A 15,954-nucleotide genomic window follows, 5' to 3' on the forward strand; every position below is an offset into this window, starting at 1 on the left:
TATGGCAACATTAACTGCAAAGAATCTCGCCAAAGCTTATAAAGGCCGCCGCGTGGTGGAAGATGTCAGTCTGACCGTCAACTCCGGTGAGATTGTCGGCCTGCTCGGCCCGAACGGCGCCGGCAAAACCACCACCTTCTACATGGTGGTCGGGATCGTGCCGCGCGACGCCGGCAATATTATCATCGACGATGAAGATATCAGCCTGCTGCCGCTTCACGCGCGCGCGCGCCGGGGCATTGGCTATCTGCCGCAGGAGGCCTCGATTTTCCGCCGCCTGAGCGTCTACGACAACCTGATGGCAGTACTGCAGATTCGTGACGATCTGAGCAGCGAACAGCGTGACGATCGCGCGAAAGAGCTGATGGAAGAGTTTCATATCGAGCATCTGCGCGATAGCCTCGGTCAGGCGCTTTCCGGCGGCGAACGTCGCCGCGTTGAAATTGCCCGCGCGCTGGCCGCCAACCCTAAATTTATCCTTCTGGATGAACCCTTTGCTGGCGTCGACCCCATATCCGTTATCGATATCAAACGCATCATCGAACACCTGCGCGACAGCGGCCTTGGCGTCCTTATCACCGACCATAACGTCAGGGAAACTCTGGCGGTCTGCGAACGTGCCTATATCGTCAGCCAGGGGCATCTGATTGCTCACGGCACCCCACAGCAAATCCTTGAAGACGAGCAGGTTAAGCGCGTGTATCTTGGGGAAGACTTCAGACTCTGATAGGGTAGAGGTTACAGACGTTTTAGCCGGAGATATTAGCCCTGAATATGAAGCAAGGTTTGCAATTAAGGCTAAGCCAACAGCTTGCCATGACGCCACAACTGCAGCAGGCCATTCGTTTGCTGCAGCTGTCCACGTTAGAACTCCAGCAGGAACTCCAGCAGGCGCTGGAGAGTAATCCGTTGCTTGAGCAAACCGATCTTCATGAAGAGGTAGAAACGAAAGAAGTCGAGGACCGCGAGTCTCTGGATACCGTGGACGCCCTTGAGCAAAAAGATATGCCCGAGGAGCTGCCGCTCGACGCCAGCTGGGATGAGATTTACACCGCCGGTACGCCTTCTGGCAACGGCGTCGATTACCAGGATGACGAGCTGCCTATCTATCAGGGTGAAACGACCCAGAGCCTGCAGGATTATCTGATGTGGCAGGTCCAGCTGACGCCGTTCACCGATACCGACCGCGCTATCGCCACCTCTATCGTCGATGCCGTTGATGATACCGGCTACCTCACCCTACGGGTGGAGGATATCGTTGAGAGCATTGACGATGACGAAATCGGCCTCGAAGAAGTTGAAGCGGTACTGAAGCGCATCCAGCGCTTTGACCCGGTTGGCGTCGCGGCAAAAGATCTGCGCGACTGTCTGCTGGTTCAGCTTTCACAGTTTGCCAAAGAGACGCCGTGGCTGGAAGAGGCCCGGCTTATCATCAGCGATCATCTCGATCTGCTCGCCAACCACGACTTTCGCTCCCTGATGCGCGTCACGCGGCTGAAAGAGGACGTTCTGAAAGAAGCGGTTAATCTGATCCAGTCGTTAGATCCGCGCCCGGGTCAGTCGATCCAAACCAACGAACCGGAATACGTGATTCCCGATGTGCTGGTGCGTAAGGTAAGCGATCGCTGGATCGTAGAGCTGAACTCCGACAGCATCCCGCGCCTGAAGATCAACCAGCACTACGCCGCAATGGGCAACAGCACGCGTAACGACGCCGATAGCCAGTTTATCCGCAGCAACCTGCAGGAAGCCCGCTGGCTGATAAAAAGCCTGGAAAGCCGCAACGATACGCTGCTGCGCGTCAGCCGCTGCATCGTCGAACAGCAGCAGGCCTTCTTTGAACAGGGCGAAGAGTTTATGAAACCGATGGTGCTGGCGGATATCGCTCAGGCCGTCGAAATGCATGAATCGACGATTTCACGCGTGACCACGCAAAAGTACCTGCACAGCCCGCGCGGTATTTTTGAACTGAAGTATTTCTTCTCCAGCCACGTGAATACCGAAGGCGGAGGCGAGGCATCGTCGACCGCCATTCGCGCGCTGGTGAAGAAGTTAATCGCCGCGGAGAACCCCGCGAAGCCGTTGAGTGACAGTAAGCTCACCACCATCCTGTCTGAACAGGGTATCATGGTGGCGCGCCGCACCGTCGCTAAGTACCGAGAGTCTTTATCCATTCCGCCGTCTAACCAGCGTAAACAGCTGGTGTGACCCAACCGATAAGGAAGACACTATGCAGCTCAACATTACAGGACACAACGTCGAAATCACCCCGGCCCTGCGCGAGTTCGTCAACGCGAAGTTCAGCAAACTGGAGCAGTTTTTCGACAGGATCAATCAGGTCTACATTGTGTTAAAAGTAGAGAAGGTGACGCAAATTGCGGACGCCAATCTGCATGTCAACGGTGGCGAAATCCATGCCAGTGCGGAAGGCCAGGATATGTATGCCGCTATCGATGGTCTCATCGATAAGCTGGCACGACAGTTAACGAAACATAAAGATAAACTAAAACAACACTAATTGTCCGGGCGATCGTCCCTGCCGGCCGTCGGCTATTGTCGGCAGCTGGCAGAGAGCGAGCTCAGGTGAAATTATGATGAACAACGATCCAGCTCTACAACTGAGCAATGTCCTTAATCAGGAATGTACCCGTAGCCAGGTTCACTGCCAGAGCAAAAAGCGCGCGCTGGAGATTATCAGCGAGCTGGCAGCAAAGCAGCTAGGTCTGCCGTCCCAGGTGGTATTCGAAGCGATCCTCACCCGTGAGAAAATGGGCAGTACCGGAATTGGCAACGGCATCGCCATTCCGCACGGCAAGCTTGAAGAGGATACGCTGCGCGCCGTCGGCGTTTTTGTGCAGCTGGAAACGCCGATCGCCTTTGATGCGATCGACAATCAGCCCGTCGATCTGCTGTTTGCGCTTCTGGTGCCGGCGGATCAGACCAAAACCCACCTGCATACGCTGTCGCTGGTGGCAAAACGGCTGGCGGATAAAACGATTTGCCGTCGCCTGCGCGCCGCGCAAAGCGACGAAGAGCTGTATGAGATTATCACCGAGGCAGGAAGCAGCGATGACGCATAACGGGAGCGATAGCCTCCCCTTTATCGTACTGAGGAGAAACGGTACATGGTACTGATGATCGTCAGCGGCCGCTCAGGTTCGGGGAAATCCGTCGCCCTGCGGGCGCTGGAAGATATGGGCTTCTACTGCGTAGATAACCTGCCGGTAGTGCTGCTGCCCGAACTGGCGAGATCGCTGGCCGACAGAAACATTTCCGCCGCCGTCAGCATTGACGTGCGCAACATGCCGGAGTCGCCAGAAATCTTTGAACAGGCGATGAAGAGCCTGCCTGAGGCGTTTTCTCCTCAGCTGCTGTTCCTTGATGCCGATCGCAATACGCTGATTCGTCGCTACAGCGACACGCGTCGCCTGCATCCGCTTTCAAGCAAAAACCTGTCGCTTGAGAGCGCCATCGACGAAGAGAGCGCGCTGCTGGAGCCGCTGCGCTCCCGCGCCGACCTGATCGTCGACACCTCCGAAATGTCGGTACACGAGCTGGCAGAAATGCTGCGCACGCGCCTGCTGGGCAAACGCGAGCGTGAGCTCACCATGGTCTTTGAATCCTTTGGCTTTAAGCACGGTATTCCGATCGATGCCGATTACGTCTTCGACGTGCGCTTCCTGCCTAACCCGCACTGGGATCCCAAGCTGCGCCCGATGACCGGCCTCGATAAACCCGTTGCCGCCTTCCTCGACCGGCACACCGAGGTTCACAACTTTATTTATCAGACCCGCAGCTATCTTGAGCTATGGTTACCCATGCTGGAGACCAATAACCGCAGCTATCTGACGGTCGCTATCGGTTGTACCGGCGGTAAACATCGTTCGGTCTATATCGCCGAACAACTGGCTGACTACTTCCGCTCGCGCGGTAAGAACGTGCAGTCGCGTCACCGGACGCTGGAAAAACGCAAATCATGACCGTAAAGCAGAGCGTTGAGATCACTAACAAGCTGGGCATGCACGCGCGCCCGGCGATGAAGCTGTTCGAGCTAATGCAAAATTTCGATGCCGAAGTGCTGCTGCGCAACGATGAGGGCACGGAGGCGGAAGCCAATAGCGTGATTGCTCTGCTGATGCTCGACTCCGCGAAGGGTCGGCAAATTGAGATTGAGGCCAGCGGTCCGCAGGAAGTCGAAGCGCTGGCTGCGGTTATTGCGCTGTTTAACGCCGGTTTTGACGAAGACTAACGCCGGCGTCATTCCCCCGGTCGCGCGATGCTTACCGGGGTAACACACCCGCCGACCCTATTAATACAGCCTGTTCTCCCGCATAAACCCTTCTCCGCCGAGCTGACGCATCTGGCGTAAAATCCACGCCTGTCGACTGCGGACATAGCCCGACGGCGCGTCCGCGCGAAAACGAATCGGATTAGGCAATACGGCGGCCAGCAGGGCCGCTTCCGCCGGCGTTAACCTGCTCGCCGGCTTGTGGAAGTAGCGCTGCGACGCGGCTTCAACGCCAAACGTCCCCTCGCCAAACTCGGCGATATTCAGATAAACGGTGAGGATGCGTTTTTTACTCCATACCGTTTCAATCCCGACCGTCAGACCGGCCTCCAGCCCCTTACGCAGCCAGCTGCGGCCATCCCATAAAAACAGGTTTTTGGCCGTCTGCTGCGACAGGGTCGAGGCGCCGCGCACGCGGTTTTCGTTACGCTCATTGTGCGCCAGCGCCTTTTCTATCGCCGGAACGTCAAAGCCCCAATGGTCGGGGAACTTTTGGTCCTCAGCCGCCATCACCGCCAGCCCCATCCACGGCGATATCTCATCCATCCCCACCCAATCGGAGTGGGCGACATAATGAAAATTGCCGCTCAGCCAGGCGCCGACCTGCCGCTCCAGCATCACCGCCGAAAAGGGCACCGGCAGCACGCTAAACAGCGCAATGCCGCCGCCCCAGAAGGCGGCGGCCACCAGCAGCACCCGCAGCAGCCCGCGCTTTACCGTTCGCAGCGGCGAAAAGCGGGTCTTCATGCCGTGAGAACCAGCACGCGCGCCACTAGCTTCTCAATCCCGCTCGCCGCTTCGGCGATATTCTGCGCCAGCATATAGGCCGGGGTGGTCACCACTTTATTCTCTTCGTCCACCACGATGTCATCGACCGGACAGGGCACATGCTCGGCCCCCATATCCTCCAGCGCTTCGGCGGTGTCCAGATCGGTGCCAATGGTGAGCCGCAGCGGGGCGGGTAAAATTTTTGGCAGTAGCGCCGGCGCGATGCAGATAAAGCCCAGCGGCTTACCGGCCCGATGCATAGCCTGCGTCAGCGCCTTCAGCTCGCCGTCGACGACGCATTCGCTGCCCTGGCTGGCGAAGCTGCTGAGGTTTTTCGCGGCGCCAAATCCCCCGGGGACAATCAGCGCATCGAGATCGTCGGCCCGAGCCTCGGACAGAGGCTGGATCTCACCGCGGGCGATACGCGCGGCTTCAATCAGCACGTTGCGGCTTTCCGGCAGGAGCTCGCCGGTCAGATGGTTGATCACATCCGTTTGCGCCTTATCAGGGGCAAAGCACACCGCCTGGGCGCCGCCGCGAGCAATCGCCAGCAGCGTAATAACCGCCTCATGAATCTCGGTGCCGTCATAGACACCGCAGCCGCTTAATACGACGCCAATCTTTTTCATTACCCCTGCTCCTTAGTGCAAATTCGTTGAAACCAGTCAAAAATTTTGATTTACCCGCATTGCTTCACATATTTGACTGATTCATGTAACAAATAATTTAAGGTTTGCTATCTTGATCAGCGAGCAAACCAAATCCTCAGGTTGCGCCGTGTAAAAAATATCTCTAAAAATTGTGGCGCAACGACCGGTTCCCTGGTGTTGGCGCAGTGTTCGCGCACCCCGGTTTATCCGGGGTCATTTTTTATGTGCCGCCGCAACCCACGCCTTCAGCACCGCCACATCGTTCTGCCACTCCGATTTCATCTCTTCAACCCATTCACCAACGTTATCTGACCACGCGGGCAGGTCCGGCGTCTGAATCTGCTGTCCAAGCTGCTGAATGTGGCGCAGGCCGATAGAGCCCGCGGCGCCCTTAATCTTATGGCCTTCATCGACAATCCCTTTCTGGTCGCGGGCGGTCAGGTTGGACTCCAGCACCGCCAGATAGCCCGGCATCATCTTCTCGAAAACCGCCAGACCGTCGCTGATAAGCTTCGGCCCCACCAGCTCGATGTACTGCTCCAGCATCGGAATATCCAGCACCGAGGCCGATTTAGCCGCATCCACGGCCGGTGCCTCGTCTTCGTCATCTTCCGGCGAATCCCAGAACTTTTTGATGATGGCGGTGAGCGCCGGGACCGACAGCGGCTTACTCAGCACATCATCCATACCGGCATTCAGGTACTCTTTTTTGTCCTTCAGAACGTTGGCCGTGAGCGCCACCAGCGGCGGCAGCTCGTCGGCGGCAAAGCGCTGCTTCAGGTGGCGTGAGATATCGAGGCCGGTCATATCCGGTAGCTGAATATCCAGCAGCACCAGGTCATATTCACCGGGTTCGAACATCTCCAGCGCGGCTTTACCGGTCATCGCCACATCAACGCTATTGCCCAGTTTTTCCAGCACCGAGCGGGCGACAATCACGTTCAGCTCAATATCCTCTACCAGCAGCACGCTCAGCGCCGGGAGCGGCATTTCATCTTCCGCCAGCGTGTCTTCAACCTCCTCCGCTACCGCCGGCGCATGCACGGTTAAGGTAAAGGTTGCGCCCTGGCCCGGCTGGCTGGCGACGTTGATATCGCCGCCCATATTGCGTGCCAGCCGGCGCGACACCGCCAGGCCAATTCCGGTGCCGGTGGCAGGTTTCCCGCCGTGGCTATCCTTAACCTGATAGTACATGGCGAAGATTTTATCCTGCTCCGCCTGCGGGATACCGATACCGGAATCCTCGACCTCAAAGTGCAGAATATTGCCCTCATCGTAGCGAATACGGACGGTCACGTTGCCGCCCTGAGGGGTAAATTTGACCGCGTTGCTGATGAGATTCCACAGGATCTGCCGCAGACGCGTACCGTCGGTGACGACCTTATGCGGCAGCGGCAGCGTCGGATCCATCACGAAGCGCAGCCCTTTCTGCTGCGCCTGCAGGCCGGAGAGGTTTTCGAGGTCGGCAAGGAAGCTGGTGAAGTCCACCGGCTGATTATCGAGCTGGACCTTACGCCGCTCCATCTTATCCATATCGATAATATCGTTGAAGATATTGCCCAGCGTCACCGCCGAGACGTGGATCGTTTTCAGGTATTTTTCCTGCTCGCCGGTGAGTTCGGTATCCAGCAGGATGCGGCTGAGCCCCACGATGCCGTTAAGCGGCGTACGCAGCTCGTGGCTGATAGTCGAGATAAAGGTCGTCTTATCGCGGCTGGCTCGCTCCAGAGCGTCCTGATAGCGCTTACGTTCGGTAATATCGCGGCCGAAGCCCATCAGGCCACGGCGTTTGCCGACGCGATCGTAGTAAGGAACCTTGCGGATTTCAAAGCAGGCTTTGCGCCCGTCCGGGTAATCCAGCCACTGTTCGTAGGTCAGAGAGACGTTATGTCGGAAGACTTTCTCATCCGTTTCCAGCACCTTCTCCGCCGCCTCTTCGTTATAGACATCCTGCGGCTTGAGGTGGATAAGCTGCTTCTCGCTTTTACCCGTCAGCAGCTCCATCGCCCGGTTACAGCCGGAAAACTCTTTATCTTCATTGCGATAGAAAACAAGGTCCGGCGAGGCGTCGAGGAATGAGCGCAGGAAGGAGGACTGCTGCTCGAGCTGAATCTGCGTCTCTTCACGCTCTTTCATCTCAATCTTCAGCTGTTCCAGCGTGGTTTCGCGCTCGGCTTCCGCCTTCTCGCGCTCGCCAATCTCCTGATTGAGCTGGGCGATGTTGTCTTTGAGCTGCACGTTGAGCTTCAGATCCCGCTCGCGCATCTCCTCCAGCTTCTCCACCAGCCTCGAGAGGCGCTGTCGCGACTCCTCAAGCTGCTCAACCACCACCGACAGAAAGTAGACCGCCCACGGGGTAATCAGCAGGCCAAAGAAGATAGAGCGGATCACATCGATGCTTTCAACCTGGCCGTGCAGCACCATCGTAACGGCCATCTGCACCACAATCGCCAGCACCACCAGGGCCAGGGCTAACAGCATGGAAAAACGCACCAGACCCAGCTTCATCATCAGGTCAACATAGTACTGCGCCAGCATACGGATTTGCTTCATAAGGGATTCCTTCGCCACAACTGTGCACAATAATACCCAATTCTGAGCAAGGCGCCGTAAGTTGTGCGAAAAATGCCGATCCTCTTCATACTTCAGGCCGCCGCAGAGCGGGCCGCTGCTGAACTATCCGCGACGCCGCGCTATTCACGGACTATGCGGCGGTCGGGCTCCACGCGCGTCCCAGGGCCGAACCCTGAACGCCGTGCTGGTTCAGGTAGCGGTCCAGTTCAACCATCCCGGTCCAGCGATTTTCGCACCACAGCGGTGCCAGCAGGGTGGGACGGCGGGCGCTGGCCGAGATTCGGTGATAAATCACCTCCGGCGGCGTATGGCGAATCATCTCTCCGGCGGTGACGGTATAGTCATCCAGCTCAATGCCGTTAAGGCGCCCGGCCTGCCAGGCTTTCGCCATCGTGCTGCCGGTGACGATATGCAGCGGATGCAGCTTGATGCCGTCCACGCCGGTCCCGACCACCTGCTCCAGCGTTTGCAGGCAGTGGCCCGGCCCTTCGCCCGGCAGCCCGACAATCAAATGCGCGCACACCTTCAGCCCGCGCGCTCTCGCCAGCCGGGTCGTGCGCTGATAGCAGGCAAAATCATGGCCGCGGTTAATGCGATGCAGCGTTTTATCGTGCGCCGTTTGCAGCCCCAGCTCCAGCCAGACTTCGTAGCCCTGCTCGCGGTACTCCGTCAGCAGGTCCAGCACCGCTTCGGGGACGCAGTCCGGACGGGTGCCAACGCAGAGCCCGACAATATTGGCCTGGCTCACCGCCTGCTGGTACATCCCGCGCAGCACCTGCACTTCAGCAAAGGTGCTGGTGTAGGCCTGAAAATAGGCCAGATAGCGCTTCGCGCGGTTCACCCGCTGCGCCTGAAGCGCCAGCTGCTCGGCAATCGAGCGGTGCTGCTGCTCTTCGTCGGCAAAAGAGGCGACATTGCAGAACGTACAGCCCCCTCTGCCGATGGTGCCATCGCGATTTGGGCAGCTAAATCCGCCATGCAGCGTCAGTTTATGAACCTTTTCGCCATAGCGGCGCATAAGATCCCCGCCAAACATATTGACTAATTTTTGTAACTGCATAATCTGATAGACCGGCCTGAAGAAAGGGGCCAAGCCTGCCATTTTTAGTCACCTACGGCGATGACCTGGATCAATCGTCAGGTGACCGCACACCTCATTGCATAACCACTCAATATAACTGCAATTTCATTCACGATTTCTATGATGACTTTTCCTTATACTTAACCTCTGGTTTGCCATTATCTTCGCCAGGGTTAAAAACAGTGTTATTTCTGGCTTCAGAGATAATAAGCAGCTAAATGTTCTGCAATAAAAAGACACTTCAGCACAGATCGATAATGTTACGCTATCGATATAGTGAGACAGATCACACTAGATTACGCTTCCCGGTACGTTTCAATAGCGTTAAAAACCCGTTAATATCTTTAATAATCATATCATTAAACACCTCATAGCACATTTTTGTATAAATAAGATTGCCATTTGACGTAAGTGTGGATTCCCGATAAGTTGGGAATCCGCTGGAAGCTTTCTGGATGAGCTCTCTGCTCATCATATTTATGCAGTAATTGAGATTCCCTCTTACAGCAAGTCCTCAAACTTGCGTACCGATGCGAAAAGGATTTAAAGAGGGCGAATGCGAGGTGCAAACCCCGTCGCCATGCTCTTTCTGTGCCCGTGCGCAATCGGTATCGGAGGGTGTCCCGTAGAGCCTGGGGAGGTTCACTGATATGTTGTACGATAAATCCCTTGAGAGGGATAACTGTGGTTTCGGCCTGATCGCCCACATAGAAGGCGAACCTAGCCACAAGGTAGTGCGTACCGCTATACACGCACTGGCCCGAATGCAGCACCGCGGCGCGATCCTCGCCGACGGTAAAACCGGCGACGGTTGTGGCTTGCTGCTGCAAAAACCCGATCGTTTCTTCCGTATCGTTGCGGAAGAACGCGGCTGGCGTTTAGCCAAAAATTACGCCGTTGGGATGCTGTTCCTTAATAAAGATCCTGAACTGGCTGCTGCCTCACGCCGCATCGTTGAAGAAGAACTGCAACGTGAAACCCTGTCTATCGTCGGCTGGCGCGAAGTGCCAACTAACGAAGGGGTTCTCGGTGAAATCGCCCTCTCCTCGCTGCCCCGTATTGAACAAATTTTTGTTAACGCACCGGCAGGCTGGCGCCCGCGTGATATGGAACGTCGCCTGTTCATCGCGCGTCGTCGCCTTGAAAAACGCCTGCAGGATGATAAAGATTTTTACGTTTGCAGCCTGTCGAACCTGGTGAACATCTATAAAGGCCTGTGTATGCCGGCGGATTTGCCGCGCTTCTACCTGGACCTTGCGGACCTGCGTCTGGAGTCGGCAATCTGCCTGTTCCACCAGCGCTTCTCCACCAACACCGTGCCGCGCTGGCCGCTGGCGCAGCCGTTCCGCTACCTGGCGCACAACGGCGAAATCAACACCATCACCGGCAACCGCCAGTGGGCGCGCGCGCGTACCTATAAGTTCCAGACCCCGCTGATCCCCGATCTGCACGATGCCGCACCGTTCGTCAACGAAACGGGCTCGGACTCCAGCTCGATGGATAACATGCTGGAACTGCTGCTGGCAGGCGGGATGGATATCGTTCGCGCCATGCGCCTGCTCGTTCCGCCGGCCTGGCAGAACAACCCGGATATGGATCCGGAGCTGCGCGCGTTCTTCGACTTTAACTCCATGCACATGGAGCCGTGGGACGGCCCGGCGGGCATCGTCATGTCCGATGGGCGCTACGCTGCCTGTAACCTCGACCGTAACGGTCTGCGTCCGGCACGCTACGTCATCACCAAAGACAAGCTGATTACCTGCGCCTCCGAAGTGGGCATCTGGGATTACCAGCCTGACGAAGTGGTTGAAAAAGGCCGCGTCGGTCCAGGCGAACTGATGGTTATCGATACCCGCGGCGGCCGCATTCTGCACTCAGCAGAAACCGACGACGACCTGAAAAGCCGCCACCCTTACAAAGAGTGGATGGAGAAAAACGTTCGTCGCCTGGTGCCGTTCGAAGACCTGCCTGACGAAGACGTTGGCAGCCGCCAGCTGGATGACGATACGCTCGCCAGCTATCAGAAACAGTTTAACTACAGCGCTGAAGAGCTGGACTCCGTGCTGCGCGTGCTGGGCGAGAACGGTCAGGAAGCCGTCGGCTCCATGGGCGACGACACGCCGTTTGCCGTGCTCTCCAGCCAGCCGCGGATTATTTACGATTACTTCCGCCAGCAGTTCGCGCAGGTGACCAACCCGCCGATCGACCCGCTGCGTGAAGCGCACGTGATGTCTCTGGCCACCAGCATTGGCCGCGAAATGAACGTCTTCTGCGAAGCGGAAGGCCAGGCGCACCGCCTGAGCTTCAAATCGCCGATCCTGCTGTACTCTGATTTCAAACAGCTGACCACCATGGAAGAGGAGCACTATCGCGCCGATACCCTGGACATCACCTTCAACGCCGCGGAAACAACCCTGGCCGAGACGGTGAAGGCGCTGTGCGACAAAGCGGAGCAGATGGTACGCAACGGTACCGTGCTGCTGGTGCTGTCGGATCGCAACATTGCTAAAGACCGCCTGCCGGTACCGGCGCCTATGGCGGTCGGTGCTATCCAGACTCGCCTGGTCGATAAGAGCCTGCGCTGCGATGCCAACATCATTGTTGAAACCGCCAGCGCCCGCGACCCGCACCACTTCGCGGTCCTGCTGGGCTTCGGCGCAACGGCTATCTATCCGTATCTGGCCTATGAAACCCTGGCAAGACTGGTGGATAGCAAAGCCATCGAAAAAGACTACCGCACGGTGATGCTGAACTACCGGAACGGCATCAACAAAGGTCTCTACAAGATCATGTCGAAGATGGGTATTTCGACCATCGCGTCCTATCGCTGCTCGAAGCTGTTTGAAGCCGTTGGCCTGCATCGCGACGTTTCCGACCTCTGCTTCCTCGGCGTAGTCAGCCGCATCGGCGGCGCAGGCTTCGACGACTTCCAGCAGGACCTGCTGAATCTGTCGAAACGCGCCTGGCTGGTCCGCAAACCGCTGGACCAGGGCGGTCTGCTGAAATACGTTCACGGCGGCGAATATCACGCCTATAACCCGGACGTCGTACGCACCCTGCAGCAGGCGGTTCAGAGCGGTGAATACCGCGATTACCAGCAGTATTCTCAGCTGGTCAACGAGCGCCCGGCCGCTACGCTGCGCGATCTGCTGGCGCTGAATCCTGGCGACGAAGCGATCGATATCGCCCAAGTTGAGTCGGCAAAAGAGCTGTACAAACGCTTTGATACCGCGGCCATGTCTATCGGCGCATTAAGCCCGGAAGCGCATGAATCGCTGGCGGAAGCGATGAACGGCATCGGCGGCTTCTCCAACTCCGGCGAAGGCGGCGAAGACCCGGCGCGCTACGGCACCAACAAAGTGTCGCGCATCAAGCAGGTTGCCTCTGGCCGCTTCGGCGTCACCCCGGCTTACCTGGTTAACGCCGACGTTATTCAGATTAAAGTCGCTCAGGGCGCCAAACCGGGCGAAGGTGGCCAGCTGCCGGGTGATAAAGTCACTCCGTACATTGCCAAACTGCGCTACTCGGTACCGGGCGTGACGCTGATTTCACCGCCGCCGCATCACGATATTTACTCGATCGAAGATCTGGCGCAGCTGATTTTTGACCTGAAACAGGTCAATCCGAAAGCGATGATTTCAGTGAAGCTGGTCTCCGAACCGGGCGTTGGCACCATTGCCACCGGCGTGGCGAAAGCCTATGCCGACCTTATCACTATCGCCGGCTATGACGGCGGCACCGGCGCCAGCCCGCTCTCCTCGGTGAAATATGCGGGATGTCCGTGGGAGCTCGGTCTGGTAGAAACCCAGCAGGCGCTGGTAGCCAACGGCCTGCGGCATAAGATTCGCCTGCAGGTGGACGGCGGCCTGAAAACCGGCCTCGATATCATCAAAGCGGCGATCCTCGGCGCGGAAAGCTTCGGCTTCGGCACCGGTCCGATGGTAGCGCTGGGCTGTAAATACCTGCGTATTTGCCACCTGAACAACTGCGCAACCGGCGTAGCAACCCAGGATGACAAACTGCGTAAGAACCACTACCACGGCCTGCCGTTCAAAGTGACCAACTACTTTGAATTCATCGCCCGCGAAACCCGCGAGCTGATGGCTCAGCTGGGCGTGAAGCGTCTGGTGGATCTGATCGGTCGCACCGATCTGCTGAAGGTGCTGGACGGCTTTACCGCGAAGCAGCAGAAGCTGGATCTGTCAAAACTGCTGGAAACCGCCGAGCCGCATGCGGGCAAAGCGCTGTACTGCACCGAGAACAACCCGCCGTTTGATAACGGCGTGCTGAACGCGCAGCTGCTGCAGCAGGCAAAACCGTTCGTTGACGGCAAGCAGAGCAAAACGTTCTGGTTTGATATCCGCAACACCGACCGCTCCGTTGGCGCCTCGCTGTCCGGCTATATTGCCCAGACTCACGGCGACCAGGGGCTGGCTGCCGACCCGATTACCGCCCATTTCAGCGGTACCGCGGGCCAGAGCTTCGGCGTGTGGAATGCCGGCGGCGTGGAGCTGCACCTGACCGGTGATGCGAACGACTACGTCGGTAAAGGTATGGCCGGCGGCCTGCTCGCCATTCGTCCTCCGGTGGGCTCCGCCTTCCGCAGCCACGAGGCGAGCATCATCGGCAATACCTGCCTGTACGGCGCGACCGGCGGTCGTCTGTACGCGGCGGGTCGCGCAGGTGAACGTTTTGCGGTGCGTAACTCCGGTGCCATCACCGTCGTTGAAGGCATTGGCGATAACGGCTGCGAATATATGACCGGCGGCATCGTCTGCGTGATCGGTAAAACCGGCGTCAACTTTGGCGCAGGGATGACCGGCGGCTTCGCCTACGTGCTGGATGAAGCCGGCGACTTCCGTAAACGCGTGAACCCGGAGCTGGTGGAAGTGCTGGACGTTGACTCTCTGGCTATCCACGAGGAGCATCTGCGCGGTTTGATTACCGAACACGTGCAGCTGACCGGCTCGTCGCGCGGGGAAGAGATCCTGGCCAACTGGCCGGCCTTCTCGGCGAAATTCGCGCTGGTTAAACCAAAGTCCAGCGATGTTAAAGCACTGTTGGGTCACCGTAGTCGTAGCGCAGCAGAGCTGCGTGTGCAGGCGCAGTAAGGAATTCAGATGAGCCAGAACGTATACCAGTTTATCGACTTACAGCGCGTTGATCCGCCAAAGAAGCCGCTGAAGATCCGCAAAATTGAATTTGTTGAGATTTACGAGCCGTTTTCAGAGGGCCAGGCTAAGGCGCAGGCAGACCGCTGCCTCTCCTGCGGCAACCCGTACTGCGAATGGAAGTGCCCGGTTCACAACTACATCCCTAACTGGCTGAAGCTGGCCAATGAAGGTCGTATTTTTGAAGCGGCTGAGCTGTCGCATCAAACCAACACCCTGCCGGAAGTGTGCGGCCGCGTGTGCCCGCAGGACCGTCTGTGTGAAGGTTCCTGTACGCTGAACGATGAGTTTGGCGCCGTGACCATCGGCAATATCGAGCGCTACATCAACGATAAAGCGTTCGAGATGGGCTGGCGTCCCGACCTTTCCGGCGTCAAGCCGGTCGGCAAAACGGTCGCCATCATTGGCGCGGGCCCGGCGGGCCTCGCCTGTGCTGACGTCCTGACCCGCAACGGCGTGAAGGCGGTGGTGTTCGACCGCCATCCGGAAATCGGCGGCCTGCTGACCTTCGGCATTCCGGCATTTAAGCTGGAAAAAGAGGTCATGACCCGCCGCCGGGAAATTTTCACCGGCATGGGGATTGAGTTCAAACTCAACGTTGAAGTGGGCCGCGACGTTCAGCTCGACGAGCTGCTGAAAGAGTACGATGCCGTGTTCCTCGGCGTCGGTACCTATCAGTCGATGCGCGGCGGGCTGGAAAACGAAGATGCGAACGGCGTGTATGATGCGCTGCCGTTCCTGATCGCCAACACCAAGCAGACGATGGGCTTTGGCGAAACGCCGGACGAGCCGTACGTCAGCATGGAAGGCAAGCGCGTCGTGGTTCTCGGCGGTGGCGACACCGCAATGGACTGCGTGCGTACCTCTATCCGCCAGGGCGCTACTCACGTTATCTGCGCCTACCGCCGTGACGAAGAGAACATGCCGGGCTCGAAACGCGAAGTCAAAAACGCGCGTGAAGAGGGCGTGGAGTTCCAGTTCAACGTTCAGCCGCTGGGCGTTGAGGTGAATGCCAACGGTAAAGTGTGCGGCGTGAAGATGGCGCGCACCGAGATGGGCCAGCCGGATGCGAAGGGCCGCCGTCGGGCCGAAATCGTTGCCGGTTCCGAGCACGTCATTCCGGTCGATGCGGTAGTTATGGCGTTTGGCTTCCGTCCGCACAGCATGGAATGGCTGGCGAAACACAGCGTTGAGCTCGACTCACAGGGTCGTATTATTGCCCCTGAAGGTAACGAAAACGCGTTCCAGACCAGCAACCCGAAGATCTTCGCCGGCGGCGATATCGTGCGCGGTTCTGACCTGGTGGTGACGGCGATTGCCGAAGGTCGCAAAGCGGCTGACGGGATCCTCAACTACCTGGAAGTGTAACGCCAGGGCCCGGATAGCCGCTTATCCGGGTCGCCAAAAAAAGCCCGATGGTTT

12 protein-coding genes are annotated in these 15,954 nt (G+C 57.8%); 8 read left to right on the top strand and 4 right to left on the bottom strand.

The features are described from left to right. Position 1 precedes the first annotated feature (1 nt). The 6 genes from lptB to npr all read left to right on the top strand — a co-directional run bounded on the left by lptB (position 2) and on the right by npr (position 4,249). Positions 2-727 (top strand): LPS export ABC transporter ATP-binding protein, encoded by a 726-nt coding sequence (gene lptB, locus PFH44_RS00885; RefSeq protein WP_045856575.1) that lies wholly within the window; start codon positions 2-4, stop codon positions 725-727. Positions 728-774: 47 nt separating this feature from the next. After that, positions 775-2,208, top strand: coding sequence for an RNA polymerase factor sigma-54 (rpoN, locus tag PFH44_RS00890; RefSeq protein WP_045856573.1), 1,434 nt, complete (start codon positions 775-777; stop codon positions 2,206-2,208). 22 nt (positions 2,209-2,230) lie between these two features. Further along, positions 2,231-2,518 carry a ribosome hibernation promoting factor gene (gene hpf, locus PFH44_RS00895; RefSeq protein WP_004868168.1) on the top strand — a complete coding sequence of 96 codons (288 nt, stop codon included), beginning with the start codon at positions 2,231-2,233 and terminating at the stop codon, positions 2,516-2,518. 73 nt (positions 2,519-2,591) lie between these two features. After that, the gene (gene ptsN, locus PFH44_RS00900; RefSeq protein WP_045856571.1) at positions 2,592-3,080 is read left to right on the top strand and encodes a PTS IIA-like nitrogen regulatory protein PtsN; all 489 of its coding nucleotides are present in this window, start codon (positions 2,592-2,594) and stop codon (positions 3,078-3,080) included. A 45-nt stretch (positions 3,081-3,125) separates the two neighbouring features. Further along, positions 3,126-3,980: an RNase adapter RapZ gene (gene rapZ, locus PFH44_RS00905; RefSeq protein ID WP_041147422.1), complete on the top strand. Its 855-nt coding sequence runs from the start codon at positions 3,126-3,128 to the stop codon at positions 3,978-3,980. Then, positions 3,977-4,249: a PTS phosphocarrier protein NPr gene (gene npr / locus PFH44_RS00910; protein WP_041147423.1), complete on the top strand. Its 273-nt coding sequence runs from the start codon at positions 3,977-3,979 to the stop codon at positions 4,247-4,249. The genes rapZ and npr overlap by 4 nt, the downstream gene beginning before the upstream one ends. A 60-nt stretch (positions 4,250-4,309) precedes the next feature. Here the strand turns inward: npr and mtgA are convergent, their stop codons facing one another. The 4 genes from mtgA to mnmL form a co-directional block, all read right to left on the bottom strand. Then, entirely contained in the window at positions 4,310-5,035 is a 726-nt protein-coding gene (mtgA, locus tag PFH44_RS00915) for a monofunctional biosynthetic peptidoglycan transglycosylase (RefSeq protein ID WP_045856569.1), read from the bottom strand. Then, complete coding sequence (elbB, locus tag PFH44_RS00920) at positions 5,032-5,685, bottom strand: isoprenoid biosynthesis glyoxalase ElbB (protein WP_283824083.1); 654 nt, start codon at positions 5,683-5,685, stop codon at positions 5,032-5,034. The genes mtgA and elbB overlap by 4 nt, the downstream gene beginning before the upstream one ends. A 234-nt stretch (positions 5,686-5,919) precedes the next feature. Then, positions 5,920-8,259, bottom strand: a complete 2,340-nt coding sequence (gene arcB, locus PFH44_RS00925; RefSeq protein WP_283824084.1) for an aerobic respiration two-component sensor histidine kinase ArcB — start codon at positions 8,257-8,259, stop codon at positions 5,920-5,922. Between the two features lie 151 nt (positions 8,260-8,410). Continuing rightward, on the bottom strand, positions 8,411-9,340 hold the full coding sequence (gene mnmL / locus PFH44_RS00930) for a tRNA modification radical SAM protein MnmL/YtqA (protein WP_152644013.1): 930 nt from the start codon (positions 9,338-9,340) through the stop codon (positions 8,411-8,413). 671 nt (positions 9,341-10,011) lie between these two features. Here mnmL and gltB point away from each other — a divergent pair. Both gltB and PFH44_RS00940 read left to right on the top strand, forming a co-directional pair. Further along, on the top strand, positions 10,012-14,472 hold the full coding sequence (gene gltB, locus PFH44_RS00935; RefSeq protein ID WP_072051834.1) for a glutamate synthase large subunit: 4,461 nt from the start codon (positions 10,012-10,014) through the stop codon (positions 14,470-14,472). A 9-nt stretch (positions 14,473-14,481) separates the two neighbouring features. Next, the gene (locus PFH44_RS00940) at positions 14,482-15,900 is read left to right on the top strand and encodes a glutamate synthase small subunit (protein WP_045856560.1); all 1,419 of its coding nucleotides are present in this window, start codon (positions 14,482-14,484) and stop codon (positions 15,898-15,900) included. Positions 15,901-15,954: the final 54 nt, after the last annotated feature.

The sequence above is a fragment of the Klebsiella sp. Ech2A genome (assembly GCF_030078455.1).
GTDB lineage: Bacteria > Pseudomonadota > Gammaproteobacteria > Enterobacterales > Enterobacteriaceae > Klebsiella > Klebsiella terrigena.